The 26,546-nt window shown below is 64.1% G+C and carries 25 protein-coding genes and 1 pseudogene; 7 read left to right on the forward strand and 19 right to left on the reverse strand.

Annotation, left to right across the window (positions count from 1 at the left end; all coding sequences use genetic code 11):
- Nucleotides 1-247: 247 nt before the first annotated feature.
- From PQT43_RS11915 to PQT43_RS11925, 3 genes are all read right to left on the reverse strand, one after another.
- Nucleotides 248-1,834, reverse strand: coding sequence for an ABC-F family ATPase (locus PQT43_RS11915; RefSeq protein WP_102863518.1), 1,587 nt, complete (start codon nucleotides 1,832-1,834; stop codon nucleotides 248-250).
- Nucleotides 1,835-2,083: 249 nt separating this feature from the next.
- Nucleotides 2,084-2,818, reverse strand: a complete 735-nt coding sequence (locus tag PQT43_RS11920; RefSeq protein WP_110597037.1) for an alpha/beta fold hydrolase — start codon at nucleotides 2,816-2,818, stop codon at nucleotides 2,084-2,086.
- A 1-nt stretch (nucleotide 2,819) separates the two neighbouring features.
- Entirely contained in the window at nucleotides 2,820-3,215 is a 396-nt protein-coding gene (locus PQT43_RS11925) for a hypothetical protein (RefSeq protein WP_253085522.1), read from the reverse strand.
- Here PQT43_RS11925 and lpxO point away from each other — a divergent pair.
- From lpxO to PQT43_RS11940, 3 genes are all read left to right on the forward strand, one after another.
- Nucleotides 3,178-4,077 carry a lipid A hydroxylase LpxO gene (gene lpxO, locus PQT43_RS11930; protein WP_102863520.1) on the forward strand — a complete coding sequence of 300 codons (900 nt, stop codon included), beginning with the start codon at nucleotides 3,178-3,180 and terminating at the stop codon, nucleotides 4,075-4,077. The genes PQT43_RS11925 and lpxO overlap by 38 nt on opposite strands.
- Before the next feature lie 162 nt (nucleotides 4,078-4,239).
- Nucleotides 4,240-4,614, forward strand: coding sequence for a hypothetical protein (locus tag PQT43_RS11935; RefSeq protein WP_102879264.1), 375 nt, complete (start codon nucleotides 4,240-4,242; stop codon nucleotides 4,612-4,614).
- A 78-nt stretch (nucleotides 4,615-4,692) separates the two neighbouring features.
- Entirely contained in the window at nucleotides 4,693-5,844 is a 1,152-nt protein-coding gene (locus PQT43_RS11940) for a PQQ-dependent sugar dehydrogenase (protein WP_272753978.1), read from the forward strand.
- A gap of 111 nt (nucleotides 5,845-5,955) precedes the next feature.
- On the opposite strand, the gene rimI is transcribed toward PQT43_RS11940, so the two are convergent.
- Nucleotides 5,956-7,059 carry a ribosomal protein S18-alanine N-acetyltransferase gene (rimI, locus tag PQT43_RS11945; protein WP_102879266.1) on the reverse strand — a complete coding sequence of 368 codons (1,104 nt, stop codon included), beginning with the start codon at nucleotides 7,057-7,059 and terminating at the stop codon, nucleotides 5,956-5,958.
- Nucleotides 7,060-7,152: 93 nt separating this feature from the next.
- On the opposite strand from rimI, the gene PQT43_RS11950 reads away from it, so the two are divergent.
- Nucleotides 7,153-8,739, forward strand: a complete 1,587-nt coding sequence (locus PQT43_RS11950; protein WP_102879267.1) for a RimK family protein — start codon at nucleotides 7,153-7,155, stop codon at nucleotides 8,737-8,739.
- A gap of 7 nt (nucleotides 8,740-8,746) precedes the next feature.
- Nucleotides 8,747-9,688, forward strand: coding sequence for a magnesium transporter CorA family protein (locus tag PQT43_RS11955; protein ID WP_110597034.1), 942 nt, complete (start codon nucleotides 8,747-8,749; stop codon nucleotides 9,686-9,688).
- A gap of 3 nt (nucleotides 9,689-9,691) precedes the next feature.
- On the opposite strand, the gene map is transcribed toward PQT43_RS11955, so the two are convergent.
- Both map and PQT43_RS11965 read right to left on the reverse strand, forming a co-directional pair.
- Nucleotides 9,692-10,456, reverse strand: a complete 765-nt coding sequence (gene map, locus PQT43_RS11960; protein ID WP_110597033.1) for a type I methionyl aminopeptidase — start codon at nucleotides 10,454-10,456, stop codon at nucleotides 9,692-9,694.
- Nucleotides 10,453-10,653, reverse strand: coding sequence for a ParD-like family protein (locus PQT43_RS11965; RefSeq protein WP_102863527.1), 201 nt, complete (start codon nucleotides 10,651-10,653; stop codon nucleotides 10,453-10,455). Before PQT43_RS11965 ends, map begins: the two co-directional genes overlap by 4 nt.
- A 301-nt stretch (nucleotides 10,654-10,954) precedes the next feature.
- Here PQT43_RS11965 and ilvA point away from each other — a divergent pair.
- Nucleotides 10,955-11,977, forward strand: a pseudogene (gene ilvA, locus PQT43_RS11970) (threonine ammonia-lyase, biosynthetic); the annotation flags it as partial.
- A gap of 107 nt (nucleotides 11,978-12,084) precedes the next feature.
- Here the strand turns inward: ilvA and PQT43_RS11975 are convergent.
- Nucleotides 12,085-12,390 carry an NIPSNAP family protein gene (locus PQT43_RS11975; protein WP_102863529.1) on the reverse strand — a complete coding sequence of 102 codons (306 nt, stop codon included), beginning with the start codon at nucleotides 12,388-12,390 and terminating at the stop codon, nucleotides 12,085-12,087.
- A 339-nt stretch (nucleotides 12,391-12,729) separates the two neighbouring features.
- On the opposite strand from PQT43_RS11975, the gene PQT43_RS11980 reads away from it, so the two are divergent.
- Nucleotides 12,730-12,996, forward strand: a complete 267-nt coding sequence (locus PQT43_RS11980; protein WP_102863530.1) for a DUF1652 domain-containing protein — start codon at nucleotides 12,730-12,732, stop codon at nucleotides 12,994-12,996.
- A gap of 57 nt (nucleotides 12,997-13,053) precedes the next feature.
- Here the strand turns inward: PQT43_RS11980 and PQT43_RS11985 are convergent, their stop codons facing one another.
- The 12 genes from PQT43_RS11985 to PQT43_RS12040 form a co-directional block, all read right to left on the reverse strand.
- On the reverse strand, nucleotides 13,054-13,317 hold the full coding sequence (locus PQT43_RS11985) for a DUF2790 domain-containing protein (protein WP_102879271.1): 264 nt from the start codon (nucleotides 13,315-13,317) through the stop codon (nucleotides 13,054-13,056).
- 215 nt (nucleotides 13,318-13,532) lie between these two features.
- Nucleotides 13,533-14,312 (reverse strand): ChbG/HpnK family deacetylase, encoded by a 780-nt coding sequence (locus PQT43_RS11990; protein ID WP_102879272.1) that lies wholly within the window; start codon nucleotides 14,310-14,312, stop codon nucleotides 13,533-13,535.
- Nucleotides 14,309-15,433 carry a GNAT family N-acetyltransferase gene (locus PQT43_RS11995; protein ID WP_267268236.1) on the reverse strand — a complete coding sequence of 375 codons (1,125 nt, stop codon included), beginning with the start codon at nucleotides 15,431-15,433 and terminating at the stop codon, nucleotides 14,309-14,311. The genes PQT43_RS11990 and PQT43_RS11995 overlap by 4 nt, the downstream gene beginning before the upstream one ends.
- A complete protein-coding gene (locus PQT43_RS12000) occupies nucleotides 15,430-16,134 on the reverse strand; it encodes a GNAT family N-acetyltransferase (RefSeq protein ID WP_102863534.1) in 705 nt (234 codons plus the stop codon). The genes PQT43_RS11995 and PQT43_RS12000 overlap by 4 nt, the downstream gene beginning before the upstream one ends.
- Entirely contained in the window at nucleotides 16,131-18,056 is a 1,926-nt protein-coding gene (locus PQT43_RS12005; RefSeq protein ID WP_253085527.1) for a hypothetical protein, read from the reverse strand. Before PQT43_RS12005 ends, PQT43_RS12000 begins: the two co-directional genes overlap by 4 nt.
- On the reverse strand, nucleotides 18,056-19,363 hold the full coding sequence (locus PQT43_RS12010; protein WP_110653188.1) for a lipopolysaccharide biosynthesis protein: 1,308 nt from the start codon (nucleotides 19,361-19,363) through the stop codon (nucleotides 18,056-18,058). Before PQT43_RS12010 ends, PQT43_RS12005 begins: the two co-directional genes overlap by 1 nt.
- Nucleotides 19,360-20,358 carry a polysaccharide deacetylase family protein gene (locus tag PQT43_RS12015; protein WP_272753979.1) on the reverse strand — a complete coding sequence of 333 codons (999 nt, stop codon included), beginning with the start codon at nucleotides 20,356-20,358 and terminating at the stop codon, nucleotides 19,360-19,362. Before PQT43_RS12015 ends, PQT43_RS12010 begins: the two co-directional genes overlap by 4 nt.
- Before the next feature lies 1 nt (nucleotide 20,359).
- Entirely contained in the window at nucleotides 20,360-21,496 is a 1,137-nt protein-coding gene (locus PQT43_RS12020; protein WP_102879277.1) for a glycosyltransferase, read from the reverse strand.
- Nucleotides 21,489-22,454: a glycosyltransferase gene (locus tag PQT43_RS12025; RefSeq protein WP_102879278.1), complete on the reverse strand. Its 966-nt coding sequence runs from the start codon at nucleotides 22,452-22,454 to the stop codon at nucleotides 21,489-21,491. The genes PQT43_RS12020 and PQT43_RS12025 overlap by 8 nt, the downstream gene beginning before the upstream one ends.
- A 27-nt stretch (nucleotides 22,455-22,481) precedes the next feature.
- Nucleotides 22,482-23,843, reverse strand: coding sequence for an O-antigen ligase family protein (locus PQT43_RS12030; RefSeq protein WP_170002835.1), 1,362 nt, complete (start codon nucleotides 23,841-23,843; stop codon nucleotides 22,482-22,484).
- Entirely contained in the window at nucleotides 23,840-24,967 is a 1,128-nt protein-coding gene (locus tag PQT43_RS12035) for a glycosyltransferase family 4 protein (protein ID WP_110653184.1), read from the reverse strand. The genes PQT43_RS12030 and PQT43_RS12035 overlap by 4 nt, the downstream gene beginning before the upstream one ends.
- Nucleotides 24,952-26,544, reverse strand: coding sequence for a GumC family protein (locus PQT43_RS12040; RefSeq protein ID WP_110597023.1), 1,593 nt, complete (start codon nucleotides 26,542-26,544; stop codon nucleotides 24,952-24,954). Before PQT43_RS12040 ends, PQT43_RS12035 begins: the two co-directional genes overlap by 16 nt.
- Nucleotides 26,545-26,546 lie beyond the last annotated feature (2 nt).

Raw genomic sequence — 26,546 nt, forward strand, 5'->3', positions numbered from 1 at the left:
CGCGGGCGGCGGTTAGAGAACCGCATCATCGCGTGCCGCGATCATAAAAGGAAGCAGGCTAACTATCTTGCCCCTCCGCCCTGTAGGAGCTGGCTTGCCAGCGAAGGCGTTCTCAGGGGCAATGCCGACTCAAGGGCCTTTTCGCCGGCAAGCCGGCTCCTACGAGAGGGGGGGGCGCATACGAAAAAGCCCCGTCACAACGGACGGGGCTTTTCTTGACGCTTGTAGTTTGAAACAGGCTGCCGCCTTAGAACATCACGCCCTGGCTACGCAGGTAGTCGTCGTAGGTGCCGCTGAAGTCGGTCACGCCGCTTGGGCTCAACTCGATGATGCGAGTGGCCAGGGACGATACGAACTCACGGTCGTGGCTGACGAAGATCAGGGTGCCCGGGTAGTTTTCCAGGGCCAGGTTCAAGGCCTCGATGGATTCCATGTCCAAGTGGTTGGTCGGTTCGTCCATCACCAGCACGTTGGGCTTTTGCAGGATCAGCTTGCCGAACAGCATGCGGCCTTGCTCCCCACCGGAAATCACCTTCACCGACTTGAGGATCTCGTCGTTGGAGAACAGCATGCGGCCCAGGGTGCCACGGATCATCTGCTCGCCCTGGGTCCACTGGCCCATCCAGTCGAACAGGCTGACGTCGTCTTCGAAGTCATGGGCGTGGTCCTGGGCGTAGTAGCCGATTTCCGCGCTTTCAGTCCACTTGACGGTACCGGCGTCCGGGGTCAGCTCGCCCACCAGGGTGCGCAGCAGGGTGGTCTTGCCGATACCGTTGGGGCCGATGATCGCCACACGCTCGCCGGCTTCGACGGTGAAGCTGAAGTTCTGGAACAGGGTCTTGCCATCGAAACCCTTGGACATGCGCTCCAGGGTCACGGCCTGGCGGTGCAGCTTCTTGGTCTGTTCGAAGCGGATGAACGGGCTGACCCGGCTCGATGGCTTGACTTCGGCCAGCTGGATCTTGTCGATCTGCTTGGCCCGGGAAGTGGCCTGCTTGGCTTTCGAGGCGTTGGCCGAGAAGCGGCTGACGAAGGTCTGCAGTTCGGCGATCTGGGCTTTCTTCTTGGCGTTGTCCGACAGCAGCTGCTCGCGGGACTGGGTCGCAGCGATCATGTACTCGTCGTAGTTGCCCGGGAACAGGCGCAGCTCGCCGTAGTCCAGGTCGGCCATGTGGGTGCAGACGCTGTTGAGGAAGTGCCGGTCGTGGGAAATGATGATCATGGTGCTGTTACGCGCCGTGAGAATGTTTTCCAGCCAGCGGATGGTGTTGATGTCCAGGTGGTTGGTCGGTTCGTCCAGCAGCAGCACTTCCGGATCGGAGAACAGTGCCTGGGCCAGCAGCACCCGCAGCTTCCAGCCCGGAGCGACTTCGGTCATCGGGCCGAAATGCTGTTCCAGGGGAATGCCCAGGCCCAGCAGCAGCTCACCGGCGCGGGATTCGGCGGTGTAGCCGTCCATCTCGGCGAATTCGGTTTCCAGCTCGGCCACGGCCATGCCGTCTTCTTCGGTCATTTCCGGCAGCGAGTAGATGCGGTCGCGCTCGGCCTTGACCTTCCACAGCTCTTCGTGACCCATGATCACGGTGTCGATCACGGTGAATTCTTCGTAGGCGAACTGGTCCTGGCGCAGTTTACCCAGGCGCACGTTCGGCTCCAGCATGACCTGGCCGCCGGACGGCTCGAGGTCGCCACCGAGGATTTTCATGAAGGTCGACTTGCCGCAACCGTTGGCGCCGATCAGGCCGTAACGGTTGCCACCGTTGAACTTGACCGAAACGTTCTCGAACAGTGGCTTGGCGCCGAACTGCATGGTGATGTTAGCTGTGGAGATCAATTACTTACCTACCAATGATTTAGCGCCAGCCTTGAATCCACGAAGCGCGATCTGGAGCCTTCCAGGTCGGGCCGGTCTGGGTGTGGAACTGAGCCAGCGGGCGTACGTCGAGCGCAACATTCCGGCGACGGGGCCGGGTTGCTGAGCAAAGAGTGCGGGGTGCATGTTGGAATTTGTGCGCATTGTCGCATATGTAACCGAGCAGTTGTATGACGCTCGGGTAGGGATTTTCGCCGCAATGGCCGATGTTCAACTGCCGTTAAGTGCAACCCGGGCCTGAGCCAACTCGTGCATGAACCGCTGCAAGTGCACGGCGGCCTCAGTGGGTGCGGCCTGAAGCAGGCAGTGGGGGCCGTCTATGGCCACCAGCCGGGCGTCCTTGCGCAGTTGCCGGATCAGGATGGATGCCGAGGCCGGCACCAGCCGGTCGTGGCGGGCCTGGAGGTAAAGCAGCGGTACATCCGTGGCCACCAGGGCCTGGCTAGCATCCACCGCAATCACTGACTGCAACCGGGCCCGCAGTACTTGGGGCGTCACCTGGGCGATGGCTGCCGCCAGGGCACTGCGCAGGGAGGCAGTGGAAAAGCCGCCGAGCAACAAGGCATCCATCGGCCAGAATGGCAGGTGTCGCAAGGGCAGCAGCTTGAGCAACGGTGACAGCGGCGCCAGTGCCGAACGTGGATTGCGCACAAAACTGCTGCACAGCACCAGCCCCAGCAAAGCGCTGGGTCGTCGGGCGGCGATGCTGACGGCCACCGGCCCGGAAAACGACTCGCCCAGCAACACGAAAGGACGGTCCAGCGGCAGTTGTTGCCATACCCGCTCTACCAGGGCGGGGTAGTCCAGCACCTGATCGGGGGGATAGCGCAGCACCTGCACCGCTACGTTCGGGGGCAGGGCGTGGAGCAGGGGGTCGAACAGCCTGCCGGTGCCATCCATTCCAGGCAGCAGGACCAGGATCGGGAGCGGTGTGGGGTCGATCAATTCAGCGATCCTTGCCGGGTACAAAGAAAAAAGCGCTCGGCAGGATACCTCGGGAGTCCGGCCAACACAGCCCGTTTGTGCCGGCCAGAGCGCTGGAGGGCATTTTATTGAGCTGGAGCAAAACCTGGCGCAATACAGGCAAATTTCGACAGAAGTCGCGCAGCTTTTCACAAATTTGAGTTAACCATTGGTTACAAACTGTGGCTAAAATGCGATCCGACGGCCGGACGCCGAGGGTCGGATCGACGACGAAGATGTTCGCCGATTGCGCTTTTTTCAACTCAGACGCTGCCATTTGCCTTTGGCCCTTCGGGCTTTCAGGGGCGCAGCATGCTCTCTTCTGAAGTGTGACAATTTCCGTGAAACTCATCATTGCCGCTGTATACGTTTTATCCATTGCGTACGTACACCTGCGGGGGCGCGTGCGCCACAAGCTGGGTCGCCAACTGAGTGATCACTCCACCTTCCTGGCCCCCATCAACTGCTTCCTTTATCTGTTTTCCAAGTTTCCCAACCGGCCCTACCTGGACCCGGCCGACTTTCCCGAGATGAACAAGCTGCAGGAACACTGGGAGGAGATTCGTGCCGAGGGCCAGAACCTGTTGCAGGCCGGTGAGATCAAGCGCTCGGATCAGTACAACGATGTGGGTTTCAACTCGTTCTTCAAGACCGGCTGGAAACGCTTCTATCTGAAGTGGTACGGCGACAGCCACCCTTCGGCGATGAAGCTGTGCCCGCGCACCACCGAGCTGGTGCAGAGCATCGGCTCGATCAAGGCAGCGATGTTTGCCGAGCTGCCACCGGGCTCCAAGCTGGTGCGTCACCGCGATCCGTATGCCGGTTCCTATCGCTACCATCTGGGGCTGTCCACGCCGAACAACGAAGGCTGCTACATCGAGGTCGATGGCGAGCGCTATCACTGGCGCGACGGCGAAGCGGTGATGTTCGACGAGACCTACATCCACTACGCGGAAAACACCACCGATCAGAACCGCATCATTCTGTTCTGCGACGTGGAGCGGCCGATGAAGTATCGCTGGGCTGCAGCGTTCAACGGCTGGTTCAGCCGCACGGTGATGTCCGCTGCCGGTTCGCCCAACGATGCCGGGGACAAGACCGGTGGCCTGAACCGTGCCTTCAACAAGCTGTACAAGATCCGCCTGCGGGGCAAGGAACTGAAGAAGCGCAACCGCACCCGTTACTACCTGGAAAAGTGGGCGATCTTCGCCGCACTGCTGTTGCTGTTCATCTATATCTGATGGGCCATCCGCCTTCTGCACAGCGGTAACGCGGCGCCGCCAATGGCGGGCCGCGGATACCGGGTGTTACATGTTCTGCAGGATTATTTAATTAACAAAGGCGAACCCTGGGCGTAGCGTGGAATCGTATTCGATACCTTGTCGCTCTTCAGGAGGCTTGTCATGAACAGTCTGGCTCGCAGGTTTGCCGCATTCATCGCGCTGAGTTGGGCCAGTGGCGCCGTCTGGGCCGCCGCTCCTGAACCGCTCCCGTCCCCGCACTTGCCCAGCACTCTGCTGCTGGCGCAGAACCTGCCCAACAGCGGCAACAACGATCCCTACAGCAACCCCATTCGCCGGGCCAATCCCAACAGCATGCAGGGCACCCAGCCCATCAGCCCGCCTGTGCGCGGCCCTAGTACCGCCCCCAGCGTCCGGCGGCCCACCCTGGAGAACGGCGGTATCGGCAACGGTTATCCCCGGGGCGGCGTGCAGCGCCCCAACCCCGATCCCCGAGTGCAAAGCCCCCGAGCCAACGATCCGAACAACCGGCGCTAAGATGCCGGTGTACTGCGTTGTCGGCGCCGCCTGCCTGGGGGCGCGAGGGAATTTCTTGATCCACAGAAGGAAGCGAGCATGTTGCGTAAAACCCTTTTCGCCACCTTGTGCGCCAGCGTCCTGCTGGGCAGCGCGTTGCCGGTCGCGGCGGCGGGCGAACAGTCGTTTCCCAGCGAGCAGGGCACTCTGAGCCTGACGCCGCTGGTGCAAGGTTTGAACCACCCCTGGGCCCTGGCCTTCCTGCCGGATCGCCAAGGCATGCTGGTCACCGAGCGTCCCGGCAGCCTGCGGCTGGTGAGCCCGGACGGCAAGCTTTCGGCCCCCTTGAACGGCGTGCCCAAGGTCTGGGCCAATGGCCAGGGCGGCTTGCTGGACGTGGTGCTGTCGCCGGACTTCAAGCAGGACCGCCTGGTGTATCTGTCCTACGCCGAAGGCGGTGGCGAGAACGGCACAGCCGGCACTGCGGTCGGCCGGGGCCGATTGGCCGACGACCTGAGCGGGCTCAAGGACTTCAAGGTGATCTTCCGCCAGGAGCCGAAGCTGTCCACCGGCAACCACTTCGGTTCTCGCCTGGTGTTCGACCGCGACGGCTACCTGTTCATCACCCTGGGCGAGAACAACAACCGGGCCACCGCCCAGGACCTGGACAAACTCCAGGGCAAGATCGTGCGCCTGTACGCCGATGGCCGGGTGCCGGACGACAACCCCTTTGTCGGCCAGCCCGGGGTGCGTCCGGAGATCTGGAGCTACGGCCACCGCAATCCGCAGGGCGCGACGCTCAACCCCTGGAGCGGCACCTTGTGGGAGAACGAGCACGGACCCAAGGGCGGTGACGAGATCAACCTCATCGAACGGGCCAAGAACTACGGCTGGCCTCTGGCGACTCACGGGGTCAACTACTCCGGCCAACCGATTCCCGAGGCCGGTGGCCAGACAGCGCCAGGCACCGTGGGCCCTCGTCATGTCTGGGAGAAGTCTCCCGGCATCAGCGGCATGGCGTTCTATGACGGTGATCGTTTCAAACCCTGGCAGCACAACCTGTTCATCGGCGCCCTGGCCACCCGTGAACTGATCCGCCTGCAATTTGACGGCGACCGTGTCACCCATGAAGAGCGCCTGCTGGGCGACCTCAATGCGCGTATCCGTGACGTGCGCCAGGGCCCGGACGGTTATCTCTACATCCTCACCGACGAGGATCAGGGCGGCCTGTACAAGGTTGGCCTGGAGTAATCCGCGCCATCCCCATCCCCATCCCCAACACCGAGCCAGCTCGCTGCTGTAGCTGGCTCGCCAGCCAAGGGCGACGGCGAGGGCAGGGCCGCTTCGCCGGCAAGCCGGCTCCTACGCTTGGGGGCGCGTGGAGAGGATGACGGCGGCCCGCAGTTTGCTGCTGCCGAAGCTGCACATTTTGTCGAACTCGCTGTGGCTGACCGGCAGGTGCTGGCAGTCCATCGGTTGGCGATGCTGGCTATGGTCGACATCCGGGTCATGCAGGTAGACAAAGTCCTCGTCGCAATCGGTGACTATCACCCAATGGGGCGCCTTGGAGCGGGTCAGGCGATAGCTGCTGATCAGCACCAGGGGCTGGCCGCCCGCACTCAGTAACCTCGGCAGGTCCAGAGGGCCACCCAGTACCTGTTGCACATCGCTGGCATCCAGCTCCTTGCAGAACTCGTCGTGGACCAGGCGCATGACGTCCTTTTTATGCTCGTCGCGCACGCCGCTGAGAAACAATGGCCCGGCGCTGTTGACCTGCAGGCGCACGGCAAAGCCGCGGCGCCAGGCGGACAGCGCCAGGCCCTGGGGACTGCAGCCGCCATGGCCGGCGGTCATGAATACGGTGGTGGCTTCACGCCAGATCTGCAGTTCCTCTCGGCGCTCCAGGGGCCGCGATGGCTGCAGGGCGGCCATGGCCATCAGCAAGCAGGCCGGACCGCAGGTGAAGTCGGTGGTCTGCTGGTAGTAGGGCACGCGGATGCTGCGGGTCTCACGGTGCTGGAGAATGCGTTTCTCCAGGCGCAAAGCGTCGGCGTGGTCTTCGTAGTAGTCGTGGATGCGGGCAAAACGCCGGTAGCCATGGCGTTCGTACAGGGCAATCGCGGCCGGGTTGTCGGTGCGCACTTCCAGGCGCAGATAGGCGCAGTCGTGTTCCAGGGCACAGGCCTCGATCCGTTGCAGCAGGCGCCGGCCCAGGCCAAGGCCCCGGGCGTCTTCGGCAATGGCGATGGAATACAGCCGCGCCAGCGAGGTGCCGCGATGAAACAGCACCACGGCATAGCCCAGCAATCGCGCTTGATGCTCGGCCACCAGCAGTTGCCCGTGGGCGCGGCTGATCATCCATTGGAAGCTGCGTGGAGTCAGCCGGTCGCTGGTGAAACATTGCTGTTCCAGGGCCACCAGCGCCGGCAGATCGTCGGGGGTTGCAGTGCGAAAGACAAGATCCATATAACCGCCGTAAAAGTTGCGTAACGAAACGAGACTTCGAAAAAAGTTCGTGCTTAATAGAAAGGGTCAGGTTCTTAAGCGAGAGCGAACTTTATGTCAGCGGTACAAGGTCATTGGCGAGAAGTATCCGAGCAAAGTTTGCCGGCGACAATCACTTCGGCAAGTTATTTTTCCCCTGGGGATAAAGCTTCAAGTCAGGTGATTATCATTGTCGAACGCAAGGAAGACTGGGCTTCCTACTTTCCCAGTGAAGATATTCTCACGGCCCAGGAGTACCTCGAGCAGAGCCGCGAACGTGCTCCGGGAAAACGGGTTCAGGTGATCAACCTGTGCCGCAGCTACAAGTACCTGGGACACGGCTACTACTGCTCGCTGCTGGCTGAAGCCCGCGGCCACCGGGTGATTCCATCGGTACGGACCATCAGTGAACTGACCCGCAAGGCCCTCTATGGATTGGCCCTGGACGACCTGGACAAGGCCCTGGAAAAAGCCCTGAGCAATCACCTCTACAGTGATACCGAAGGTTTTACCCTGACGCTGTATTTTGGCCGGACCCATATCGAGCCCTTGCAGGAACTGGCTCGTCAGTTGTTCGAGCTGTTTCCGTGTCCGATCTTGTTAGTTGATTTCAAACGAACTAACACATGGCGTATCGAAGGCGTGAAATCCGGGGCCTTGCATAAGTTGCGAGAGGATCAGGAAGATCAGTTCGCCAACTCTCTGGATAGTTTCAGTCGCAAGGTCTGGCGTATTCCACGCTCAAGGCAGTTGGCCCGTTATGACCTGGCGATACTTCACGATCCCCAAGAAGTCCTGCCGCCTTCCAATGCCCGGGCGCTGGAAAGCTTCATCCGGGTTGGCAAGGGGCTGGGCATCGATGTGGAGTTGATCGAGAAGAAGGATTACTCCCGTCTTGCCGAATACGATGCGTTGCTGATTCGCGAAACCACCAGCGTCGACAACCACACCTATCGTTTTGCCAAGAAGGCCGAGAGTGAAGGGCTGGTGGTGATGGATGACCCCACCTCGATCCTGCGCTGCACCAACAAGGTCTACCTCACTGACCTGCTCAAGGGCCATCAGTTGGGGATGCCCGCCACCGAGATCCTCTACAAGGAGCGACCGGAAGACTTCGAACGGGTCGGCGAACGCCTGGGCTTTCCCTTGGTGCTGAAGATTCCCGATGGCTGTTTCTCGCGAGGCGTGATCAAGGTCGAAAGCCAACAGGCCTTGCTGGCGGCCACCGCCGAACTGTTCGAGCACTCGGTGCTGCTGCTGGCCCAGGAGTTCTTCTACACCGAGTACGACTGGCGCATTGGCGTGCTCAACCGCAAGCCGATCTTTGCCTGCCAGTACTTCATGTCCAAGGGCCATTGGCAGATCTACAACCACAAGGCCAAGGGCCAGGACATCAACGGCGAGTGCCGCACCCTGGCGGTACACGAAGCGCCGCGGGCCGTGGTGGAGCTGGCCGTGAAGACGGCCAACCTGATCGGCGACGGTCTGTACGGGGTCGATCTCAAGCAGTCCGGCGACAAGGTGGTGGTGATCGAGGTCAACGACAACCCCAATCTCGACGCCGGTATCGAGGACGCCTACCTGCAGGACGACCTGTATTCCCTGGTACTGGAAGAGTTCGTGCGCCGCCTGGAGCTCAAGCGTCGCGGCCAGGCCTGGTGAGGCGGCGATGATCCACAGCTATCGACTGGCCCATGGCGGCCTGCAAGCCGTCCCGGAACTGGATGCCCAGGTCATGCTGTTCAGCAACCCGGACCTGGCAGAGCGTGATTTGCTGCACAGTGCCTTCAAGCTCGATGAGCACGCCCTGGCCTCGGCGCTGGACCCGGACGAGGTGTCGCGCATCGAGTTTCATCCCGATTACCTGTTCCTGATCTGGAAGCGCCCGGAAAACTATTCCGGCGGCGGTAGCCTGTCCTTCGAGGTGTCGTCCTGCGGCCTGCTGTTTTCTGCGGACCGGTTGCTGGTGATCGCTCCCGACGATACGCCGCTCCAAGGGCTGGGGGCGCGGCACAACCTGCACAGCCCGCTGGATGTGCTGCTGGACCTGCTGTTCAACAACATCCATCACTACCTTGGCCACCTCAAGGTGATCAAGCTGGTGGCCCGGGAGCTGCAGCACAAGTTCAACAGCTCGATGGAAAACCGCCACCTGATGCAGATGTTCAATCTCAGCGAGAGCCTGATCTATTACCTCAATGCCTTGCACAGCAACGGCGCGCTGCTGACCCGCCTGCGCAACCACGCCGAGAAGGAGCAGTTCGGCAGCCAGGCCATCGGCCTGATCGACGACCTGATCATCGAGAACAACCAGTGTTACAAGCAGGCGGAGATCTACTCCACGGTGTTCGCCGGGCTGATGGATGCCCGGGGCAATCTGATGAACAACAGCACCAACCAGTTGCTGCGCAAACTGACCCTGATCAACGTGGTGTTCCTGCCGCTGAACCTGATTGCCAGCATCGGCGGCATGTCCGAATTCAGCATGATGACCGCGGGCACGCCGTGGTGGATCGCCTACTCGCTGTTGCTGCTGGCCATGTTGCTGGCCGCTGGGGCCATGTCCCTGGGGCTGCGCCGGCTCACCGGCCATGGCGACAAGGTCATGTGAGCCTTAAGACGCTTGCAGGGTCAGCACTTCGAAGCCGTCGCGGGTCACCGCCACCGTGTGTTCCCACTGGGCGGAAAGGCCATGGTCGCGGGTGACCACGGTCCAGCCGTCCTTGAGCCCGCGGACCCGGGCACTGCCCTGGTTGAGCATGGGTTCGATGGTGAAGACCATGCCTTCGCGCAGTTCCAGGCCGGTGCCAGGGCGGCCGAAGTGCAGGATCTGCGGTTCTTCGTGCATCTGCCGGCCAATGCCGTGGCCGCAGTATTCGCGGACCACGCTGTAACCCCTGGCTTCGGCGTGAGACTGGATGGCATGACCGATGTCGCCGAGGCGAGCGCCCGGGCGCACCACCTTGATCGCCGCCCACATGGCCTCGAAGGTGGTGTCGACCAGGCGTTGAGCCTTGGGGCCGACCTGGCCGATCAGGTACATCTTGCTGGCGTCGGCGATGTAGCCGTGCTTCTCCAGGGTGATGTCGATGTTGACGATATCCCCGTCCTTGAGCACCGCCTTGGGGTGCGGCATGCCGTGGCACACCACTTCGTTGATCGAGGTGTTGATGCAGTAGGGGTAGTTGTACTGACCCTTGCTCGCCGGGCGTGCCTTGAGCTCATGGCGGATGAAATGTTCCACCGCGCTGTCCAGCTCCAGGGTGGACAGGCCGGCGGCGACAAAACCGTCGAGAAAGTCGAACACCTGGGCTAGCAGGCGCCCGGATTCGCGCATCAGCGCCAGTTGTTCCGGAGTCTTGATCAGGGCCTGGGTCATGGGCGCCCCCTGAGCAGGTCGGGTTTGTTCAGCAGCAGTTTATTGATCAGGTCGTTATAGGCCAGGTGTGGGTTGAGCTCGGCCAAGAGACCGATCTTGATCCAGAATTCGGCCTGGGCGTTGATCGAGCGGTCCATGGCGGCGCTGGCGACGCGGATCTGCTGGTGCAGTTCATCGGAGATTTTGACGATACCCATGTGGATAGGGGACTCTCTTGAGGGGATATATGAATCGTATATGTTTCGTATAGTCAGCCGCAAGCGGGGAGCAGGTGGGGGAGCGGTGTTGCTGTGCGTGAGCCTCGCAGAAATGCGTTGACCGCCAGGGGCTGGCGCGGTTAGTTTCCGGTCCATGACTTTTTCTGCCAATCGTTCCCAGCCAAGCATTATTACCGCCATTCCTGATTGGCGGGCTTGCTGACGACTGCACCCAACCCGCCCTGGAGGCGGGTTTTTTCTCTCTGTCTCCCGGGCTCCGAACACAGCCAGGAGATCCATCATGCATTGCCCCAGCCGTCTTGCCAGCACGCCCCAGCCCAGCGCCGACATGGCCCTGCTGGAACGCTATGTGAAGATGATCCTCGCCGCGCCGGTCTACGACCTGGCGATCTGCACGCCGCTGCAGGCGGCGCCCGCCTTGTCGCAGCGGCTGGGCAACCAGATCCTGCTCAAGCGCGAAGACCTGCAGCCGACCTTTTCCTTCAAGATCCGCGGCGCCTATAACCGTCTGGCCCAGCTCACCGCCGAGCAAAGGCAGCGCGGGGTGGTCACCGCGTCCGCCGGCAATCATGCCCAGGGGGTGGCCCTGGCCGCGCGGGAGCTGGGGATCAAGGCCAGCATCGTCATGCCCGACAGCACTCCTGAGCTCAAGGTATTGGGCGTAAGCAGTCGTGGCGCCGAGGCGATCCTGCATGGCGAAAGCTTTCCCTTTGCCCTGGCCCACGCCCTGAGCCTGGCCCAGCGCACTGGGGGCACCTTTGTTTCACCTTTCGATGACCCCCATGTGATTGCCGGCCAAGGCACCGTGGCCATGGAGATCCTGCGCCAGCAACAGGGGGCGCTGGACGCGATCTTCGTCCCGGTGGGCGGTGGTGGGTTGATCGCCGGGATCGCCGCCTACGTCAAATACCTGCGGCCGGAGATCCGTATCGTGGGTGTCGAATCCGAGCATTCCAATTGCCTGCAACAGGCGCTCGCCGCGGGGGAACGGGTGGTATTGCCCCGGGTCGGGACCTTTGCCGACGGCGTTGCAGTGGCGCAGATCGGCGAGCATGGCTTCCAGATCTGCCGCCATCACGTGGATCAGGTGATCAGCGTCAGCAACGACCAGTTGTGCGCCGCAATCAAGGACATCTACGACGACACCCGCTCCATCACCGAGCCGTCGGGCGCCCTGGCGGTGGCCGGGATCAAGGAATACGTAGCCCGCAGCGGCAGCAGCGGCCAGACCCTGGTGGCCATCGACTCCGGCGCCAACATCAATTTCGACAGCCTGCGCCACGTCGTCGAACGCGCCGCCTTGAGCAGCCTGCCGATGTAGACGCGAGCTTGCCAGCGAAGATGCCGGCTAGGGCGGCACCCGCCTTTCAGGCTTCTTCGCCGGCAAGCGGAACGCCGCCCGGCTGGTTCTTAGGAGAGCAGCGGGCGCAGGAAGCTGCGCTCGTAACTGAGGATGAATTTTTTCTTCATCACCGACGCCACCAGGGCCACGCTGTCCGGATCGCTCAGAGCGCTCTGGCGGTAGGCTTCGTAATCGGCCAGGGACGGGAAGCTGAACAGGCAATAGGCAATGTTGCTGGCCCCTTCCGAGGGCAGGAAATAGCCATGATGGGTGCCGCCCAAACGCCTGACCACAGCGATCCAGGCTTTGGAATAGGCTTCGAATTCGGCCAGTTGGTAGGGATCAATCACGTATTTGACATGGCAGGTAATCAAGGAGGGAACTCCGGGCGAGGGCAAGGATCAGCCTTGTATCAGGTGTGACTCTTCGAGCGGGCCACGCTGTTGAGCAAGGCTGGCACAACGACCCGGGCATTCTGTGGGGCGGCAAACCAACAGCGCAACCGCCTGCCATTCCCGGCGTTAAAGTCAAAACCCCTGGTACTGAGAGCGAAATCGAATTTAGCAAGGTCGCCAAAGCCGCTTACTCTGTAGTCTGGCTTCGTCTGTCAGGACAAAACGGACCTGAGCCAGAATCGCTAGCGAACATGGACGTCGCGGCCAGCAGGCATTCGCCCAATCATTGGTCGTGTTGAATAAAAGGAGAGCGTCAGCATGTTTTTATCTGCCCTGGAACTGCGCAACATCATTGAGAGCAGCTTTCTGCCCAAACGCTGCCAATGCACCCTGAGCCCGGACCTGTCGATGACGGTCAAGGTCTATGGCGACCATGAAACCGACCGGGTCGAGCTGGTGGTCAGCGGTATCGACGCTGCGCAGCTCAATGGCTGCCGGGAAATCAACGAACTGATCGCCGAACTGCGCTACGACCTGGCCAATGCCCCGGGCGGGCTGTCTGGCCTCAAGCGCAGGGCCCATTGAGCGCGGTCCCCTGACAACGCTCACCAGCGCGGGCCGCTCTGGCTACGGCTCGCCGCATCAGTTTTCGTACATGCAGGCGTGGGCGTGCTTCTGGTAGGAGATTTCCGCCAGTTCTCCAGCCTTGTTGATGTAGCGCATATTGGCGGTCACGACCTCACAGCGGCTGGTCGGCGGCTCGGTCATGGAGATGACCTTGGCGACGTCCAGGCGCATGCCGTACTCATAGGGCACCACCTCGACATTGACATCCGAGGCCTGGGCCAGGCCGCTGAATCCGCACAGGGCCAGGGCGGCCAGGGCAAAGCGCTTGTGTGTGTTCATACTGGTTCTCCATTACAGGCAATGACGGTTCAGTCTGGGGACTGAACCCGCTGCACGAAGCCCTGAAAGCGTTGCGGGCCAGTGCGCTCCGGAACAGAGTGCTGATTTATGATTAATCTATCATTAAGAGGTCATTGATAGATTTTGAAATATTTAGTTCCCGTCCCATATACGATCCAGCGACCGACTGCTCCCGGGTCACGCCCGGTCCGGTTTCACAGTTCGCTGTAGGCAATCCGCTGATGACTGGGCAAGGCGCGGTTCAACAGTTGCTCCAGGGATTGTTCCGGGGGCAGGTAATCGTCGCCAAAATCGCCGTCGGCCAACTGCGTCGGGTGGGCCACCACTTCGACCACCCCCGTGGGGATGAAGCCGTCCAGCAGATCCTTCGGCGTACACACCGTGTTCACCCAGCGTCCCGCGAGCCAGCTAATGCGCCGGTTCAACGCACTTTTGAACAGGCGCTTGAGGGGGCCGATATTGCCGCCGACATTGCGCGCCAGGCGCACCGGCACCCCTTGGCGGGCGGCGAAGCGGGCAACGATGGCCGCCACCGGCCACAGATTGTGCACGTGCTGGTGGGAGTCGATATGACTGGGCCGCAGCCCCTGGTCGACACAGCGCTGCCATTGCGCCGCCAGTTCCTGCCACACGGCCTTGGCGGCTGCCGGCGGCAGGCGCAGGACGGAGCGCGGCAGGTTCAGGTCGAACTGCCCCTGGGCATTGCAGAACAGTGCCTGGCTGCGGATGCCCTGGCTCAGGGGCGCGCCGTAGGTCAGGTTGAAATGCAGGCCTATGCGTCCCAGCAAGGCGTGCTCGTGGCTCAAGCGACAGGCATCCTCGAAGGCCGGCATGTTGGCCATCAGGGTGGCGGAGCTGATCACCCCGCGCTGGAAGGCACGCAGGGTCAGTTGGTTGTAGTCCAGGTCGAGGCCGAAGTCGTCGGCGTTGACGATGACCCGCTGCGCTCGGGTGACGGCCAGGGTGTGTTTCATGGGCGAGCCCCTTGTGCGGTGGTGGTCTGGCGGCGCTCGCGCCAGGCCTTGAGATGAGGTTTGAGCTGTTGCCAGAGGCGCTCGGCAACACCGGCCAGCAGGCCCCGGGGACGCCAGGAGTAGAAGCTCCAGCGCTGGTGCTCCACCAGGCCGCTCATGCGTTCATGCAACTGATGGCTGGAGCGGCTGAGGCTGACCCGGGAAGCGTCCACCCACTGCCAGCCTTCCTCCAGGCCCCAGCGAATCCATTCGTCCAGCAGCAGGCGGCCACTGCCCAGGTTGGCGTAGTCGGCGAGGAAGGCGATGTTGTAGTCATACAGGCGACCGCGCTCCAGCAGGCCCAGGCGATAGCTGATGCAGCGGCCCTGGTGTTCCAGCATCACCACCCGCACGCAACCCTCGGCCGCCAGGCCATGCAACGCCGTGTGCATCCACTGTTGGCGTTGTGCTCCGGAGAAGATCCCCAGGCCGTCGGCGCCTTTCCAGCTGGCTTGTTCCACCTCGCGGAGCATGTCCAGTACCGCATCGATACCGTCGGCCTGGGGCGTCACGCGGATCACCCGGGCGTCAATCTCCGCACAGCGCTTTTTCGCCCGGCGCAGCTCGTAACGCAGGGTGCCGCTGGCTTCCTCCTGGTCGCTGGGGACGATCAGGTGTTCTGGCGCGCGGCAGCTCAGGGACTGTTCGCTGTACCCGCTTGCCCGGCGCCAGGGCGCCAGCAGGGGGGCGGCATCCACCAGTTCATGGAATTGCAGCAGGTCATGGGGCAGTTGCCGGCGGATTTCCCGCAGGGCTGCGGGCATGGCGTCTTGTGCTTGAGCGGCCACCAGCAGCGCCAGGCGGTCGCTCAAGGGATGGCCCAGGTGGCGGACCACCTGCAGGGGCAGCCCGGCCCTGGATTCGCGGCCGCGGATCAGCGGCAGGCACAGCAGCAGGCGCTGGTCCTGCCAGCCCAGCAGAATCTGCAGCTGCTGACCCTGCAGTGCCTGTTCGGCGCCTCGCAACCAGCTCAAACGATTGAACGGCGTGGCCTGCTCGACGGTTTGTCGCAGCTGTTCATAGGCCTTTACCGGGAAATCCTGGGCACTCAGGCTGGTGCACCATTGCCAACGCAGGTTCACGTCCGCTCCTTGTCTATTTCAGTGGCTGGGGCCGGTGACTCGGCCAGGCGACCCCGGCGCAAGTGATGCAGGCGCGTCTGGTGATAAGGGCGACGCCGGTGGAAATGCAGGCAGCGCAGCAGGCAGTAGACGTGCAGGGATTCGCCGACTTCCTGGAAACCCAGGCGCATGTGCATCTTCAGCGCCGGCTCGTTGCGCACATTGACCAGGGCCCGGGTGGCTTTGAAGCCCCGCTCGCGGTACTCGTCCCAGAGCATCTTCTGCGCCAGGATCACCACCCCCGAACCGCGAAACGGCGGCGCGCATTCACCGGCGAACTGATACAGGCAGCCCGGCGGCATGCGCATCCAGCAGCGGTACAGCTGATCGTCGTAGTAATCGCGCTCGCTGACCCAGACCATCATCATCACGTTGCCGTCGGGGTCCAGGTGCGCGCTGCCCCGGTTGCCCTTGTCCAGCAGGCCGCGAATGGCCGGCAGCTGGGCCTTGAAGTACTTGTCGAAGGCCGGCAGCAACTCCCGGGTAATGGGCACCTGGGGCCAGCGGCTGGGGTTGATGGGGCAGGGCACCGGCAAGGCCAGGGAGCGCTCCAGGGTCAGCAGCTCCCAGTGGTAATAGAAGAAGCGTTCAGAAAAGACCCGCAGGCTGCCCCGCAGGCCCTTGCGACGGATTTTGGCCAACAGGCCGGTCAAGCGACTCATAGGGTTTTCCAGGTCAAGGCAAACAGGGTTTCACCGGGCACTTGGAAGCTGGCCCGGCCATCGCTGCAGTGCAGCTCGGTGTGACGGCTGCGGCCATCGGCGCCCAGCAGTTCGAGGGTGGGGTTTGCTTGGCAGATGGTGGCGTCGCCCAGTTCGACGTTTTGCGTGCGCGGCGTCTTGGCCACCCCCAGCAGGCTGTGGCGCTGACCGTCGCGCAGGGCCAGGGCATCCACCTCAAAGGAGGGGTTGTCCAGGGCTTGGACCTGGCCCAGCCAATGCTGCCGGATGAACTGCTGGGCCACGGCCACCGGCTTCAGGCTGAAGCGCTGGGCATCCTGCTGGGACAGCATGCCCTTGGGGTATTCGGGTTCGTCGGCGGCCTGGAACCAGTTGAGCATGTCCAGCAGACCGTCCTGGGAGGCGTTGATCACCACCGAGGTCCACCACAGCGCGGCGTAGTGGGTGTCCTGCTGATAGGGGCTCAGGTCCGGGCCGCTGGAGATGTTGGTCTGGCTCAGCAACAGCGCCTTGCGTGGCCGGCCCTGCTCATCGAGGCCCACCAGATCGGCGGCGGCGCGCACGCTGGTGCGATAGCGACGGGTGGCCAGCAGGTCGCGGACCATCCATTCGTGCCAGGCCAGGGCATCGATGTCGGCACCGTGTTCGGCCAGCAACTGCCGGGCCCAGTCGATGCCCCGGCGTTGCCCGGCGCCAATGCGAAAGGGACCGTCCAGCAGTCGTGAACTCACCGGCATGGCAATGCGCACTCCGGCGGCGCGGGCGTCGGAGTTGGCCTTGGTGTGTTCCAGCATTTGCGCAAAATAGGCGGCAAACGCTGCGTAGCTGGGGAAGTTGAGGTTGGGTTCGTCGGCAAAGGCCAGGTAATGCAGGCCCTGGTTGCCCAGGCGCACGCTGTCCGCCAGCCAGGCGTCGAGCCCGGCCAGGGTGGCGCTGTCGGCGTCCAGCACGGCCCGGCGGCCGGTGCCGGCCAGCAAGGTGATGTCGCGCTCGATCTTGAAGTCTTCGCGGTACAGCCGGCGAAAGGTGATTTCCCGCTGGGGTTCTTGCTGGATCACATCGACGAAGCTGTAGAAGTTGGCAGCCTGCGGGCCCAGGGCGCGCAGCAGTTCGAAGGTCGACGACGGCGGTTCGGCATAGGGCAGGGCGATCCCCAGGTGCGGGCTGGGACCGCGCACCTGGGGTTTGAGGCGCAGCTCGACCCGCGCCGGTGTCCATTGCAGCGGGTGCAGCTGACGCAGGTCCTGGGCGAACAGGTTGGCAGTGCCGTCGAGCCAGAACGCCACCTTGCCGGAGCCGCCCAGGGACAGGCGCCAGACTTCGTCCTGCTGGGCCACCGGCAAGGCGCTCTGGTCGAACTGCCCATAGTGCGGGTGCTCCACCAACGGCAGGCGTACCTGCTGGCCGTCGCTCAGGCGCGTGGCCTGAAGCACGCTGACCCCACCGTAGTATTTGCCCGCCAGCTGCGCCTGCTCTCCGGCGGCCACGCGAAAGTACAGCTCGACGCCGCTGGGCACATCGGCACTGAAATGCACCTTGGCCGGCTCGAACTGGGCCAGGGTCGAACGGTCGTGGCCGACCTTGAAGTTGCGAAAGCTGTAGCCCGGCACTTGCAGGCGATAGTCGCCGCGGGCGGCGGGCAGCTGGATCTCCCGCTGGCCGTAAGGTTGGTCGGCGCGGATGTCCAGCTGTTGCAGCAACTGGCCGTCCGGTTGCAGCAGGTACAGCTGTTCCTGGTTGGCGTCGCTTTGCCAGGCCGGGCTCCAGCGCAGTTGCAGGGTGTCGGCGCTGTCGGCTTGCAGGTACAGGCTGCCGTCGCGGATATCCCCCCATTGCATGGGCTCCGCGTGCAGGGATGAGGCCGCCGCGATCAGCATCAGGGCGAGCAGGGAACAGGGTTTCATCAGGCCGTTTCCTTAGGGCGCAGTAGGTGGCGCACGTAGACAATGTCTCCAGGTAGCAGGATCAGGGTGCGGTACCAGGCCACGCCGCTGAGGTGGCAGTACAGGCCGAGCATCACCAGGCTCACCGCCAGGTAGGCCATCGACGAGGCCAGGCCGGCGCCGACGATGCCCAGTGGCGCAATCAATACCGCGTTGAGGATCAGGTTCAGCAGCGCGCCCCCGGCCAGCAGCAGCGACAGGCTGCCGGGGCGCTGTTTGCCCAGCAGGTCCAGGCGCAGGATGCTGGCGTAGCACAGGCCGAACAGCCCCGGCAGCAGGGCCAGCAGCGCGTCGTAGGCTGGGGCGTAGGCGGCGCCGAACAGGGTGACGATCAGCCACTGGCCGATCAGCGCCATGCCCAGGCAGGCGCCAAGCATTACCGTGGCCGTCAGGCGCAGGGCCAGGGCCGTCAGTTCTTCGATACCGGAACCTTGTTGCAGCAGGCGTTTCATCAGCGGCGTGGTCACCGCCTCGGGAATGATCAGCAGCAGTTCGGCGGCGGCGCTGGCCATGGCGTACCAGCCCAGGGCGACGGGGTCCAGCAGGGCGCCGATGAACAGGTAGTCCGAGCGCAGCATCAACTGTTGCGACAACACCCCCGGGTGGCTCTGGGCGCTGTAGCGCAGCAGCTTGCCCTGCTCACCGGCCTGCCAGCGCAAGCGCAGGTCATGCCAGCGGCGCAGCCAGCACCAGCCGACCACCACCACCAGCACGGTGCCGCCCAGCCAGCTGACCAGGGCCGCCGACAGCGGCTGGTCGCGCCAGATCCACCACAGCCCGACGAACAGCAGCAGTGGCACCAGGGATTCCAGCAGACGCAGGGCATTGAAGGCTTCGACCCGACCGTCCGCGTTGTGCAGGGTCAACAGACCGCTCTTGAGCACGGTGATCGGCACCGCCAGCAACAACAGCCAGGCCAGGTCGCCCAGTTGCAGGCTCAGTTCCCAGTGGCTGCCCCAGGTGTTCATCAGGGCCAGCCCGGCCAGCGTCAGCAGGCTGGCCAGCAGGCAGCCGTAGACCAGCACCTGAGTCAGCAACAGTCCCATGGGGCGTTGGCGGGCGGCTTCATAGCCGACGGCGGTATTGAGGCCGCCGCTGGTCAGGGCCGCGATCAGGTCCGGCAGGGTGCTGAGCAGGGCGAACAGGCCGCGATCTGCCGGGCCCAGCAGGCGCGCCAGCAACACGTTGCGCAGCAGCCGCAGGCCGATCATCGCCAGTCGGGTGCCCATGCTCAGGGCCAGGTGCCAGAGGTAGCTGCCGCGCTTCATGCCCGGGCTCCCTGGAGCAGGCGCCAGGCCAGCAGCCCGGGACGTCCGGCGCTGGCGTGGCTGACATCGATGCGGGGCAGGGCCAGCAGCGGATTGCCATCGGCCTCGATCAGCCCCGGGCGGGTGCCCAGGGCATAGCGATAACCCAGTGCGGCCACCGCTGCGCGCACCTCGGGATTGTGATCGCCATTGGGGTAGCAATAGACCCCCAGCGGCGCCTGACAGTGCTCCTGCAAGGCGTGGTGGGAGCGCTGCAGATCGGCCCGCATCGCGGCGCCGTCGAGCCGGGTGAGAATGCCGTGGCTGGCACCGTGGGGACCAAAGCGCACCAGTGCCGAGCGTTCCAGGCGCTGGACCTGGCCCCAGTCCAGGCTGTGGGGCGCGCTGTCGTCGGGGCAACTGTCGGCCAGGGCTTGCAGGGTCTGGGGCGGCAGGCCTTTGAGCTGCTGCAGGTAGCCCCCGAGGATGCTGCTGCGAGCGCGGCTGGCGCCGGGTTGCAATAGCTCCGGTGGTGGTGCCAGCGCCAGGGCCCGCAACTGTGTCAACAGCGGTTGAGCGGCGGCGCTGTCGGCCTGTTGCCACAGGGTTTCACCAATGGACTCCCACCAGAAACCCTGGCGCTTGCCGATGAAGTCCGTGGACAGGAAGATGCTCGCCGGCACCTCGTAGCGCTCCAGCAGGGGATAGGCGACCTCGGCATTGTCCCGCCAGCCATCGTCGAAGGTCAGGGCCACCCGGGGCCGGTCGCCCGCGGGCAACTCCAGCAGGTGCTGCAAGGGCACACAGTCGAAGTGCCGGCGCAGCCAGCGCAGCAAGTGTTCGAAATGCCCCTGGCCGACGCACAGCGGCGCCCGATGGGGCAGGCTGGCGTCCGTGGAATCGGCCACTACCCGGTGCAGCATCAGCACCGCGCCGGCGTCGCTCAGGCGGATACGGCCGAAGCTGTGCAGATAGGCGCTGCCCAGCAGGCGCTTGAAGGATTGTTTGATGGCCATGTCAGCGATTCTGTTGTGGGTTCCACAGGGCGTAGCGCCGCCCGCGGAGAAACTGCCAGAGGCCCATGCTCATGCCGGCCAGGGTCACCAGCACGAAGCCGGCGAGACGAAATACCTTGGGCAGGCGCCCGCGACTGTCCAGCAGCCCCATCACGCCGGCCGCGTAACCCAGCAGTTGGGCCGCCAGGCCCAGGCTGTAGAAAGCGCCGGCGTTCCACAGCCACAGATTGCTCAACAGCAATGGCAGCAACAGCACCGGGGCCAGGCGGCGGATCAGCTTGTGGCTGATCAGGGCAATGGCGTAGGCACCGTGGCGCAAGGGGTTCATCAGCTCGCGGCGCTGAGCCAGGCTCTGCAGGCCGCCGACCGTGACCCGCAGGCGCCGGCGATATTGCTTGCCGGCTTCGTCCACGCCCTGGTCCAGGACCTGGGCCTCCTCCACATAGACGATGCGCTTGCCGGCCACCGGGGCGCAGGTGCTGATGAAGAAGTCATCGTTGACCTCGGCGGGAATGTGCTGGAACAGCTCGCGGCGCAGGGCCAGCAGCGCGCCGTCGGCGGACACCATGCAGCCTGTGCGGTTCTCGGCCTGGCGCAACCAGGCTTCGTAGTGCCGGTACAGGCTGTCGCCCAGGCTCAGGTTGTGCCCCGGGTCGGGGATGATCATGTGCCCGCCGCAGGCGCCGACCTGTGGGTCGGCCAGGGGCGCCAGGAGCTTGCCCAGGGTGTCGCCGGACCATTGGTTGTCGGCGTCGGTGAACACCAGGATGTCGTTGCGCGCCAGTTCCACTGCGGCGTTCAGGGCCCCGGCCTTGCCCACCCGGGGCAGGTCCAGGACCAGCACCCGCGAGTCGCGCACCGCCAGGGCGGTGGCCACGGTATCGTCGCTGGAACCGTCGCTGGCGAGGATGATCTGCAGGTCCGTGGCCGGGTAGTCCTGCTGCAGCAAGGTGCGCAGCTTGTGCTCGATGTGCGGGCCTTCGTTGTGGGCGGCGATGATCACGCTGACCGACAGCGGCTCACCCGTCTGCAGTGGGCGCGGCCGCACGAACAGGCTGAGCAGGGCCAGCAGCAGGGGATAACCGATCCAGGCATAGAAGGGCAGTAACAGGCACAGCCAGAAAATAGTTTTAGCCACGGTCAGGTCTCACGACAGAACGGTTGAACAGACCCTGCACCAGGGCCACGGCGCCCAGGTGCAAGCGCACCCAATGCAGCAGCCAGAGTTGCAGGACAAACAGCAGATCGCGCTGGCGCAGCCCCTGGCGCAGGGCCAGGACCAGGGGCGCCAGGGAACCCAGCAGCAGGCATAGCGCGGCGCCGCCCGGCTGGCCCAGCAGCAGGCCGAACAGCGCCAGCAGGCTCAGCAAGGCACAGCTCAGGCACAGCAGGGGAAAGCGCAACAGACGCAGATTGAGGCCGCCACCCTTGAGCAGCTGCAGGTGGCTGCCCTGGCGCCAGCGCTCCTTGCCGGCCCATTCGCCCCAACTGCCTTCAAAGCCCCAATGCAGCACCTGGGGCTCAGACAGGCTCAACTGGCGGGCGCCGGCAGCGTGCAGCCGCAGACCGAAGTCCTTGTCTTCGCCGGTGCGCAAGTGTTCGTCGAAGCCGCCGACCCGCTCGAACCAGACCCGTTTCAGGCACAGGTTGGGGGTTGGCATCCAATGCAGCAGGCGCGCCGGCTGACTGCCCGCCAGGCTGCGGCGCTGCCAGGCCCGGGCGAACCAGGGCGCGCAGTCCGGGGCGGCGCAGTCCAGGGCAAAGACCTCGGCGCGGTTGTCCGCCAGGGCCTGCTGCCAGAGTTGCAGCCAGTTGCCGGGCACCTCGATGTCGGCGTCGAGAAACGCCAGACAGTCGCCAGTGGCCACGGCGGCGCCGCGATTGCGCAAGGCGCCGATGCCCAGGCCCGGGCACAGCAGCACTCGCGCCCCCAGCTCACGGGCCCGTTGCGGCCCCTGGTCGGTGGAGCCGTTGTCCACCACGATCAACTCGTAGTCGATGGCTGCGACCCGGGCGGCGAGGATCACGCTGTCCAGGGTCCGGGTGATGTGACGTGCCTCGTTGTACATGGGCACGATCACGCTGATCCTTTGCATCTTTGCCTCCCTTGGCCAGGTTTGCATTTATGAGGTGGGCGCCGGATCTTCTTCGGCTTCGAGCCGCAGCACGCTGGACAGGGCCAGGAAGATCCACAGGTACTTGTGGTTCGGCGCGCTGAGAAACAGCAGGAACAGCGCCATGGCCAACAGGCTCAGGCCCAGGTGGGTGGCGATGTCCGCCTGTTCACGCTGGCCCCGGGCGAGGAAGCCCTGGCGCGCCCGCTCGAAGTTGCGCAGGCCCATGAGCATCAGCACCACGAAGCTCAGGCCGCCGGGAATGCCCAGTTCGCTGAACAGTTCCAGGTAGGTGTTGTGGGCCCGGCGGAACAGGTCGGGCTCGTTCATGTTTTCCGAGAAGCTGCTGGCGAAGCCGGTCTGCGCGTAATGAATCGGGAAGGTGCCCAGGCCCGAGCCCAGCAGCGGGTTCTCGCGGATCATCTGGCCGCCCACCACCAGGTAGGAAGTCCGTCGGCCCAGGGAGGTGTCCGCCGAATGCGCGCCGGACTTGAGCATGCTCAGGGACTGAATTCGCGCCACGTATTCGGCGGGCAGCACCGCGATGCCCAGGGGCACGACGATCGCCACGGCGAACATGGCGAACCCCAGGTGCTTGGGCCGCAGGCCCTTGAGCCGGTCGCGGTAGTGCCACAGGCCAATAGCGATGGTGAACAGCACCACCAACAGGCCGGAGCGCGAGTCGGTCTTGGTCATCCCGGCCATCAGGGTCAGGCTGATGCCGACCCAGAACAGCCGCCCCGGCCAATGGGGCGAGCGCAGGGCGAGGAGGATCGCCGGCGGCACCGCCATGGCGATCAGCAGGGCGAAGTAGTTGGCGTCCTGCAGCAGGCCGATGGCCCGGCCGCCGACCTGATACTTGGCGGAGATCAGCGCGATCACGCAGGTGATGGCCACGCTGACCGCCAGCAGGCGGCAGAGCATCAGCAGGTTGGTTTCCCGGGCGATCAGCAAGGTGACGAAGAACAGCACCAGGCCCACGGCCAGTTCTCGCAGGCTGTCCAGGGACACCAGCAGGTTCTCGCTGTACATCAGGCTCAGCAGCAGGCACAGCAGGAACGGCCCCAGGGCCCGCCACAGGTTGCTGCGCAGGCGGGTATCGGGGATGTGCCGCAACAGCAGCTTGAACAGCATGATCAGGATCAGCGAGGCCCCCAGCAGCTTGGCCCCGGAGAACGCGCTGTCCTTGAACAGGCCCTCGAAGGGCACCAGGGCGCAGATGCCCAGCAGGCCCCAACCCGGACGGCGATAGAGCAGGGCCAGGCCCACCAGCCCGACCACCACCAGCGGCGCCAGAAACGGCCAGGGGCTGGCGAGCAGCAGCAGGCTGGCCAGGCCCAGCAGGAGGCCGAGAAACGGGGCGGCGATCATACCGGGGTGCTCTCCCTGGCCAGGCGATACAGCTCATCCCAACTGCGGGCCAGGGTGGGCAGGTGATAGTGCTTGCGCTGGGTGACGCGGGCGGCCTGGGCCAGTTCCTCGGCCAGGGCCGGCTGATCCAGCAATTGGCCGATGCGCCGCTCCAGGTCAACGCTGTCCAGGGGCTTGGCCAGCAAACCGTTCTGCCGGTGTTGCAGGACATCGGGAATGCCGCCGACGGCAAAGGCCACCACCGGGGTGCCGGCCTGCATGGCTTCCAGCAGGATCATCGGCGTGCCTTCGGTGCGCGAACTGAGCACCAGCACATTCAAGCGCTTGAGCCAGGGCTGCATGTCCTGCTGGTAACCGGGCAACAGAATGCGCAGCGACAGCCCGGCGGCGTCGATGCGCTGGCGCAGGGCCTGGTTCTGTTCGCCATCACCGAGCAGCACCGCCTTGAGCGTGGGGCGCTGCCGGCACAGGCTGATCAGTGCGTCGAGAAACAGGTCCGGGCCCTTTTCCGCGCTCAGGCGTCCGACGAAGCCCACCATCGGCTCCATCTCGTCGCGGCGTATTTCGGCCTCCCGCAGCGGCGGCCCTTCCTGGTTCACCGGCAGCACCCGCTTGGGCTCGGGCAGGCCGTTGGGAATGACCCGCAGCTTGCCCTCGGCCACGCCGGCCTGGCGGTGCAACTGGGCAATGCTTTGGGCCACACAGGCCACCCGGCGCACCTGAGGGCTGCGGCACAGGCGCAGGCTGATCCAGGTGTAGAGCTTCTGTTTCAGGCTGCGCGGCGTGAAGCCGTGCTGGGTCAGCACCAGGGGCAGTTGCAGGCGCCGGGCACAGACCCAGGCGAACACCTGGGCCTTGAAGTTGTGGGCGTTGAGCAGGCCGGGCTGCTGCCGCAGATGGGCCAGCAGCGCCTTCAAACAGTGGCAGTTATGGCTTGGCACTCCGGCCTCGTTGAACCGCTGCAGCAAGCTCTGCGGGGCATTGATGAACACCACCCGATGCTGTCCCGGAGTGATCCGGCAATGATCCAGCAGCATGCGTTCGGCGCCATAGAAGCCGCCGCTGTGGATCAGGTGCACGATAGGCTGTGCGGCCAGGCTCAGGTCGTTCACTGTTTGGCCCAATACCAGGCCCAGCGCCAGGTCCAGCGTGGATAGGGATTGACCTGTTGCTCTTCAACCGCGTTGAGCACCATCAGCACCGGCAGGCCAAGGTGATCGCTGACCTGGGCCGGGTGCTTGAAGCGGTGATCGAAGAACTCGTAGACATAACCCAGGGCAATCGCCAGCAGCAGGCCGGTGAGCAGGCCCAGGGGAATGATCAGCATCGGCTTGGGAAAGGCCGCTTCGCTGGGTTCGTAAGGCTGGCTGAGCACCCGGGCGTTGGACAGCTCGCCACTGATCAGGCGCTCGCCGCGGCTCTCTTCGTAGCGCTGGGTGTAGGTGAAGAAGGCTTTGTGCAAGGCGTCGATTTCAGTGTCCAGTTGGCGCAGCTTGCTCAGCACTTCCTGCAGGTCGCGGACCCGGGCCTTGTAGTCGTTGATGCGCGCGGTTTTCTGCGCGATCACCGATTGGGTGATCTGCAGGTCGCTGCTGCGCTCGCGAACACGGTTTTCCACCACTTTGAGGAACTGCGCCCGGGCCCGCACGATCTGCTCGCGCTGCTGCTGCATCGGCACGCTGTCGGCGCGGTAGGTGTCGGCGGTGGTGCCGTACTGGCTGACCAGATTGGTCAGTTGTTCGCCCAGTTGCTTGATCTCGCGGTCTTCGTAGGCAACGTTGTCCACGGTGTTGGCGAAGGCGAAGGGGAAGGTGTAGTCGGTGATGCCGGCCTTGCGTGCGGCGCTCAGGTTCTTCTGCAGGTAATCCAGGCGGCGCTGGTTCTCCAGGGCCTGGTCGCGGTAGCCGTTGAGGGACTGTTCCTCGGTGTTGATGGCATTGAGGCGGAAGGTGATCTCTTCCTTGGGGTCGGAGGCATGGGCCGCTTCCAGCAGGGCCTGGCGCTTGCCTTCCAGGTCATCCAGGCGCGACTGGTACTGGGCCTTCTTCTGCTCGTAGAAGGCTTCGGGCAGTTCGTTGGATTGCAGGTCCTGGCGGTTCTTCAGGTAGTTGGCCAGCAGGCGCTCGACGAAGCGCGTGCCTTCGGCGGCATTGGGGCTGGCGTAGACGATGGAGATCACATTGGAGCCGGGCAGGGTGCCGATCTTCAGGTCCTTGACCGCCTGATCGGTGAAGGCATCCAGGCTGGTGTCACGCACCGGGTCCACGGCCAGGCCGAAGAAACCGCGTACCGGGTTGATCACATGGTTGCGCAGCGGATCGATCAGGCCATTGCGGATGGGCTTGAAGATCAGCCGGGTCAACAGGCCTTCGCTACCGCCGAACTGGCCTTCGCGGCGCAGCTGGTCGATGGTGTCGCGAATCAGGGTCGGCGAGCGCAGGATATTGCTCTCGGTCTCCATGTCCGCCAGGGACGGCGGGATGAACTTGTCGCTGTCCGGGGTAAGCACGGTGTTGGCGTCGGTCTGCGACAGTTTCTTGGACTGCACAATGACTTCGGCGGTGATCTCGAAGCTCTGCTTGAGCACCAGCGGCAGCACCAGCGCAATCAGGGCGAAACCGAGGAACACCCGCTTGATCAGGCGTCGATTGACAAAGAACACGAGCAAAAACTCGTGCAGGTAGTTTTCGATCTTGGTCATCA

It is taken from the genome of Pseudomonas sp. BLCC-B112 (assembly GCF_028550695.1).
Taxonomy (GTDB): domain Bacteria; phylum Pseudomonadota; class Gammaproteobacteria; order Pseudomonadales; family Pseudomonadaceae; genus Aquipseudomonas; species Aquipseudomonas danubii.

What these genes read in the sequence shown, in the direction of transcription:
- PQT43_RS11925 (WP_253085522.1), bottom strand. Translation starts at nt 3,215, where the DNA reads ATGGATAAAACGTATACAGCGGCAATGATGAGTTTCACGGAAATTGTC.
- rimI (WP_102879266.1), bottom strand. Translation starts at nt 7,059, where the DNA reads ATGGATCTTGTCTTTCGCACTGCAACCCCCGACGATCTGCCGGCGCTG.
- PQT43_RS11950 (WP_102879267.1), top strand. Translation starts at nt 7,153, where the DNA reads ATGTCAGCGGTACAAGGTCATTGGCGAGAAGTATCCGAGCAAAGTTTG.
- PQT43_RS12025 (WP_102879278.1), bottom strand. Translation starts at nt 22,454, where the DNA reads ATGCAAAGGATCAGCGTGATCGTGCCCATGTACAACGAGGCACGTCAC.
- PQT43_RS12030 (WP_170002835.1), bottom strand. Translation starts at nt 23,843, where the DNA reads ATGATCGCCGCCCCGTTTCTCGGCCTCCTGCTGGGCCTGGCCAGCCTG.
- PQT43_RS11955 (WP_110597034.1), top strand. Translation starts at nt 8,747, where the DNA reads ATGATCCACAGCTATCGACTGGCCCATGGCGGCCTGCAAGCCGTCCCG.
- PQT43_RS12000 (WP_102863534.1), bottom strand. Translation starts at nt 16,134, where the DNA reads ATGAGTCGCTTGACCGGCCTGTTGGCCAAAATCCGTCGCAAGGGCCTG.
- PQT43_RS11965 (WP_102863527.1), bottom strand. Translation starts at nt 10,653, where the DNA reads ATGGGTATCGTCAAAATCTCCGATGAACTGCACCAGCAGATCCGCGTC.
- PQT43_RS12040 (WP_110597023.1), bottom strand. Translation starts at nt 26,544, where the DNA reads ATGACCAAGATCGAAAACTACCTGCACGAGTTTTTGCTCGTGTTCTTT.
- PQT43_RS12010 (WP_110653188.1), bottom strand. Translation starts at nt 19,363, where the DNA reads ATGAAGCGCGGCAGCTACCTCTGGCACCTGGCCCTGAGCATGGGCACC.
- PQT43_RS11935 (WP_102879264.1), top strand. Translation starts at nt 4,240, where the DNA reads ATGAACAGTCTGGCTCGCAGGTTTGCCGCATTCATCGCGCTGAGTTGG.
- PQT43_RS11985 (WP_102879271.1), bottom strand. Translation starts at nt 13,317, where the DNA reads ATGAACACACACAAGCGCTTTGCCCTGGCCGCCCTGGCCCTGTGCGGA.
- PQT43_RS11990 (WP_102879272.1), bottom strand. Translation starts at nt 14,312, where the DNA reads ATGAAACACACCCTGGCCGTCACCCGAGCGCAGCGGGTCATCGTCAAC.
- PQT43_RS12015 (WP_272753979.1), bottom strand. Translation starts at nt 20,358, where the DNA reads ATGGCCATCAAACAATCCTTCAAGCGCCTGCTGGGCAGCGCCTATCTG.
- PQT43_RS12005 (WP_253085527.1), bottom strand. Translation starts at nt 18,056, where the DNA reads ATGAAACCCTGTTCCCTGCTCGCCCTGATGCTGATCGCGGCGGCCTCA.
- PQT43_RS11940 (WP_272753978.1), top strand. Translation starts at nt 4,693, where the DNA reads ATGTTGCGTAAAACCCTTTTCGCCACCTTGTGCGCCAGCGTCCTGCTG.
- PQT43_RS11980 (WP_102863530.1), top strand. Translation starts at nt 12,730, where the DNA reads ATGTTTTTATCTGCCCTGGAACTGCGCAACATCATTGAGAGCAGCTTT.
- map (WP_110597033.1), bottom strand. Translation starts at nt 10,456, where the DNA reads ATGACCCAGGCCCTGATCAAGACTCCGGAACAACTGGCGCTGATGCGC.